Consider the following 4,779-nt stretch of genomic DNA (forward strand, 5'->3'; position numbering starts at 1 on the left):
AGAACTTCAGGTAGTTGGCATAGTACACGACGCCCCCGGAGTCGGTATCCTCGTAGTAGACGCGAACCGGGATGACAAAAGCCTGCGCTGCGCGGTTCATCGGCGCAGCGAATTCTAGGCCAGTGCGCGAGGAGTCCATGTAAGTGTTTGTGACCGCGATCCGCCTTGCCGTTTCGCCAGGCTCATGACCCACGCCAGAGCTCGCCCTGCCGGTCGCCGAGCAGGCCCTCCAGGCCGAGGTGACGGTAGACGGCGGCGGTCGCCACGCGTCCGCGCGGAGTCCGCTGAAGAAAACCCTGCTGGATCAGATACGGTTCGAGGACGTCTTCGATCGTGTCGCGCGCTTCGCCGATTGCCGCCGCCAGATTGTCGAGACCGACCGGCCCACCAGAAAACTTGTCGATCATCGCCGACAGCAGCTTGCGGTCCATCACATCGAGCCCGCCGTGGTCGACCTCGAGCATCAGCAGTGCCGAGTCGGCGACCTCCTGGCTGATCTGCCCACCCGCACGCACCTCGGCAAAGTCGCGCACGCGGCGCAGCAGGCGGTTGGCAATACGCGGCGTACCGCGGGCTCGGCGAGCGATCTCCAGCGCACCTCCCGCATCGACCGGCACCTTGAGCAACTGCGCCGAGCGTTTGACGATCAGCGTCAGCTCGTCCGGCGTGTAGAACTCCAGGCGCGCGACGATGCCGAAACGGTCGCGCAACGGGTTGGTCAGCATGCCGGCGCGAGTGGTCGCACCAACCAACGTGAAGGGTGGCAGGTCGAGCTTTACCGAGCGTGCCGCCGGCCCTTCGCCGATCATGATGTCGATCTGAAAATCCTCCAGCGCCGGATAGAGAATCTCCTCGACCACCGGCGACAAGCGGTGGATCTCGTCGATGAAGAGAACGTCGCGCGGTTCGAGATTGGTCAGAATGGCGGCCAGGTCACCGGCGCGTTCGAGCACGGGTCCGGAAGTCGAACGTAGATTGACGCCCATCTCGGCCGCCACGATGTGTGCCAGCGTCGTCTTGCCCAGTCCCGGCGGGCCGAAGAGCAGCACATGGTCGAGCGTATCAGCGCGGCGCCGGGCAGCCTCGATGAAAATCGACAACTGTTCGCGGATCTTGGCCTGCCCGACGTAATCAGCCAGACGCCGGGGGCGGAGAGCACGCTCAAAGGCTTCTTCCTGCGCCGACTTCGTTTCGCCGGAGACCAGCCGGTCAAGCCCGGCGCTGCGCAGATCGTCCGTTTCGATCATCGGCTGACACCACCGCCGCCGCTGGCCGTCGACGAACTGGCATGGGCGTGTGCCAGCCATTCGCGGATCAGCACCTGACCGAGGGCCAGCAGCGTCGGCCCGAGAAAGAGGCCAATGAAGCCGAACACCAGCACGCCTCCGAGAACGCCGACGACGATCAGCAGCAGCGGCAGGCTGGCCGTGCGAGAAATCAGGATCGGTTTGAGAAAATTGTCTACGCTGCTGATCCCGAACATTCCCCAAAGGACGATGAACACGGCCCAACCCGCCTGCCCTTCGTTGTACAGCCAGACGGCGGCACCAAGCCAGATCAGCGTCGCACCGACGACTGGAATCATTGAGAAGAAAAAGGTTGCGAAAGTCAGGACGACGACCCCGGGAACACCGGCGATGATGAAACCGATCATCGCGACGACCGCTTGGGCGGCCGCCGTACCGACGATGCCGACCATGACGCCGGTAACGGTTCCTTCAGCCAGCGCCAGCATCCGTTCGCCCAGGTCGCCGGCCAGCATGCGGCTTCCGGTATGCAAGGCATCGACATAGATGTGCGCGTCACGAAAAATGAAGAAGACGAAAAAGATGACCAGCACGAGCTGCAGCAAGCCTTGTGCGAAGAGCGCCACAGCCGCCAGCGCCAGCCGCCGCGTCGGCTCGATGAACTGCTGCAGCAGGTTGTTCATCTCTTCCCGACTGGCCGCGAGTTCGTGCCAGTAGTCGGCCAGATTCGGCCCGATGACCGGGATGCGCCCGAGCCAGGCCGGCGGTTCAACCGGCAGTCCCTTCTCGAACAGGGGCTTGAAGTAGCGGATGGCCATCTCGATGCCATCGGCGAGTGATCCGGAAAGCAATGCCATCGGAGCCACCAGGAGGAGGAGGAGGAGCATCGAGATGAGCAGGGCGGCCAGATTGCTCCGCCCGCGACAGAGCGTCAGCAGGCGATTACGAATCGGCAAGGTGATGATGCAGATCACCACGGCAAAGAGCAGCGTACCGGTGAACGGCAACAGGACGGCAACGCAGCCGATCAGCAGCAGAGCGACGAGCGCGATCTGGATGAGTTGCTTGGAACTGGCGTTCATGTTGGCTTGGTCTACACTCGGGAGAGCAGCCTGAGCGCCTGCCGAATGCCTTCTGCTGTGCTGACATCGGCAGGCAGTTGCTTCAATGCAGCAGCCGCCTCGCGGTCATTGTAACCCAGCGCCAGAAGTGCATTCAGAATGTCGCCGCGCGCCGCCTCGGGCGCTGCCGCGCCCGCCGCAAGCAACGCATCGGGCAGCTTGCCTTTCAGTTCGAGCAACAGGCGCTCGGCCGTCTTGGTGCCAATCCCGGGGACCTTGGTCAGGCGACCAACTTCCTGTCGTGCAATCACCAGCGACAGATCATTGACCGACAGACCGGAGAGCACCGCCAGGGCAAGCCGCGGCCCGACGCCAGAGACCTTGAGCAGGTGGCGAAACGCCAGACGCTCGCCCTCGGTGGCAAAGCCGTAGAGAAAATGACCGTCCTCGCGTACGACGAAGTGCGTCAGAAGAACGACTCGGTCGCCGTTCGCCGGCAGGTTGTAATAGGTGCTCATGGGCACCTCGAGTTCGTAGCCCACACCCTGCACGTCGACCACCACCTGCGGCGGATTCTTCTCGGCCAGGATACCGCTGAGGCGGCCAATCATCGCTCCTCCCGCCTCATTTGCCCACCACCAGCCGGCCTTTGCGCACGTGCAGCGGGCCGCTGGACCAGCGGCCGAGCCCCTGCCCGCCGTGTGCATGGGCAATTGCGCAGGCCAGCGCGTCAGCGGCGTCCGGGCTGGGATCGCTGGGCAGCGACAGCAGGCGTCGCACCATGTGTTGCACCTGCAGCTTGTCGGCGTGACCGTTACCGACGACAGCCTGCTTGACTTGCAAGGCGGTGTACTCGGCAACTTCGAGTCCGCTGGCGACCAGCGCGGCAATCGCGGCACCACGCGCCTGACCAAGCAGCAGCGTCGACTGCGGGTTGACATTGACGAAAATGATCTCCACCGCCGACTGATCCGGCTGATGCCGAGCGACCAGCTCGTGCAGACCACGGTGGATCGTCCCCAGACGCGCCGGGAGCGAATCCTCGCGCAGCGTCCGGATGCAGCCGCTGGCAAGGTAGGACAGGCGCTGCCCGGCCTTTTCGATCAGCCCGAAGCCGGTCACTCGCAGACCGGGATCGATGCCGAGGATACGCAGCGAAGTGCCGCCATCCCGACTCATGTTGCCCTCGCCCGGGCCAGATAGACACCGCCGACGGCCAGCGCCATTCCGGCGAGTGCCGGGCCGCCGAGCGTTTCTCCAAAGACGAACCAGGCGATCAGCGCGGTGCTCGGCGGTGTCAGGTAAAACAGGCTGGCGACATTGACCGCGCTGCCACTGCGAATGAGCAGATTGAGCAGGCTGATCGCGCCAAACGAGAGGACGAGAACCAGCCACAACAGGGCAAAGACAAACGGTGCCGTCCACTCGATGCGCATGCTCTCGGTCTGCCAAGCGAACAACGCGGTGACCACGGCGGTGGGCAGGAACTGAATCACCGAACCTGTGCGCAGATCGAAGTGTGGGCAGAAGCGCTTCTGGTAGAGCGTACCGAGGGTGATTCCACAGAGCGCGGCGAAAGCCGGCAACAGCATGCCCAGCAGCGGAACGTCACCGAGTTTGTCGGAAACCACCAGCGCGACGCCGACGAAGCCGAGCAGCAGGCCAGCCCACTGCCGCAGCGTGACGCGCTCGCCGAGCACGAGTCCCGCACCGCAGGCGGTGAGCAGCGGTTGCATGCCGACAACCAGAGCCGTGACGCCAGCCGGCAGGCCACGCTTGATCGCCATGAAGACTCCGCCCAGGTACAGCGCGTGGACGAGCAGACCGGAGACGCCGATATGCACGCTCTGGCGTACATCTGACGGCCAGGGGGCGCGCGTAGCGAGAGCAAAAGGCGTCATCAGCGTAAGGATCAACAGATAGCGGACGAGCAGAAAGGTCAGCGGTTCGGCATAGGGCAGACCGAACTTGGCGCCGACGAAGCCCGTGCTCCAAAGGAAGACGAAGAGGAACGGCAGCAGGCGCGACGAGCGTGACATGGGGTCGGTTTCCAGCGGGAAGCGCGAAGTTTATCGCAAGCGGCGAAGCGGCGCGGCGACAAGGGAACAGGGACACGCCCGCGCAAGCCGACGGACACCTCGTGGCGTGCACCGGCAGCAAAGACAAACCCCGCCGAAGCGGGGTCTGGTCAGGGTGGCGACTTGCCGGGTCGCCCGCGAAACTACTTCTTGACGGCGGCGGTATCGCCCTTCTTGGCGGCCTCCTCGGCCTCCTTCTTCGCCTTCTTGTCTGCCGCCTTATCCGCCTTGCTCTTCTCGTCCTTCTTGTCCGAGCCCTTGCCGTGTGCGCTTTCCGGGTGAGCAACCTCCGGCTTGCCGGCGGGCGGCGCGGCGCTCTTTGCCGCCGAAGCCGGCTGTGCGGCCGGGGCGCTGGCCGCCGCGGCTGGAGCGCTTGCCGGCGCAGCCGAGGTC

At 64.6% G+C, this 4,779-nt stretch carries 5 protein-coding genes and 2 pseudogenes; all 7 read right to left on the reverse strand.

The window, feature by feature from the left end:
• Positions 1 to 100, reverse strand: a pseudogene (locus RKP46_RS09650) (tol-pal system-associated acyl-CoA thioesterase); the annotation flags it as partial.
• Positions 101 to 182: 82 nt separating this feature from the next.
• Complete coding sequence (ruvB, locus tag RKP46_RS09655) at positions 183 to 1,247, reverse strand: Holliday junction branch migration DNA helicase RuvB (RefSeq protein ID WP_311106451.1); 1,065 nt, start codon at positions 1,245 to 1,247, stop codon at positions 183 to 185.
• Entirely contained in the window at positions 1,244 to 2,329 is a 1,086-nt protein-coding gene (locus tag RKP46_RS09660) for an AI-2E family transporter (protein WP_311106452.1), read from the reverse strand. The genes ruvB and RKP46_RS09660 overlap by 4 nt, the downstream gene beginning before the upstream one ends.
• A gap of 11 nt (positions 2,330 to 2,340) precedes the next feature.
• The gene (gene ruvA / locus RKP46_RS09665) at positions 2,341 to 2,919 is read right to left on the reverse strand and encodes a Holliday junction branch migration protein RuvA (RefSeq protein ID WP_311106453.1); all 579 of its coding nucleotides are present in this window, start codon (positions 2,917 to 2,919) and stop codon (positions 2,341 to 2,343) included.
• Positions 2,920 to 2,932: 13 nt separating this feature from the next.
• Entirely contained in the window at positions 2,933 to 3,487 is a 555-nt protein-coding gene (ruvC, locus tag RKP46_RS09670; RefSeq protein ID WP_311106454.1) for a crossover junction endodeoxyribonuclease RuvC, read from the reverse strand.
• Positions 3,484 to 4,347, reverse strand: coding sequence for a DMT family transporter (locus RKP46_RS09675; RefSeq protein ID WP_311106455.1), 864 nt, complete (start codon positions 4,345 to 4,347; stop codon positions 3,484 to 3,486). Before RKP46_RS09675 ends, ruvC begins: the two co-directional genes overlap by 4 nt.
• A gap of 182 nt (positions 4,348 to 4,529) precedes the next feature.
• Positions 4,530 to 4,779 (reverse strand): annotated as a pseudogene (locus RKP46_RS09680) (hypothetical protein); the annotation flags it as partial.

It is taken from the genome of Accumulibacter sp. (assembly GCF_031732815.1).
In the GTDB taxonomy this organism is placed as follows: domain Bacteria; phylum Pseudomonadota; class Gammaproteobacteria; order Burkholderiales; family Rhodocyclaceae; genus Accumulibacter.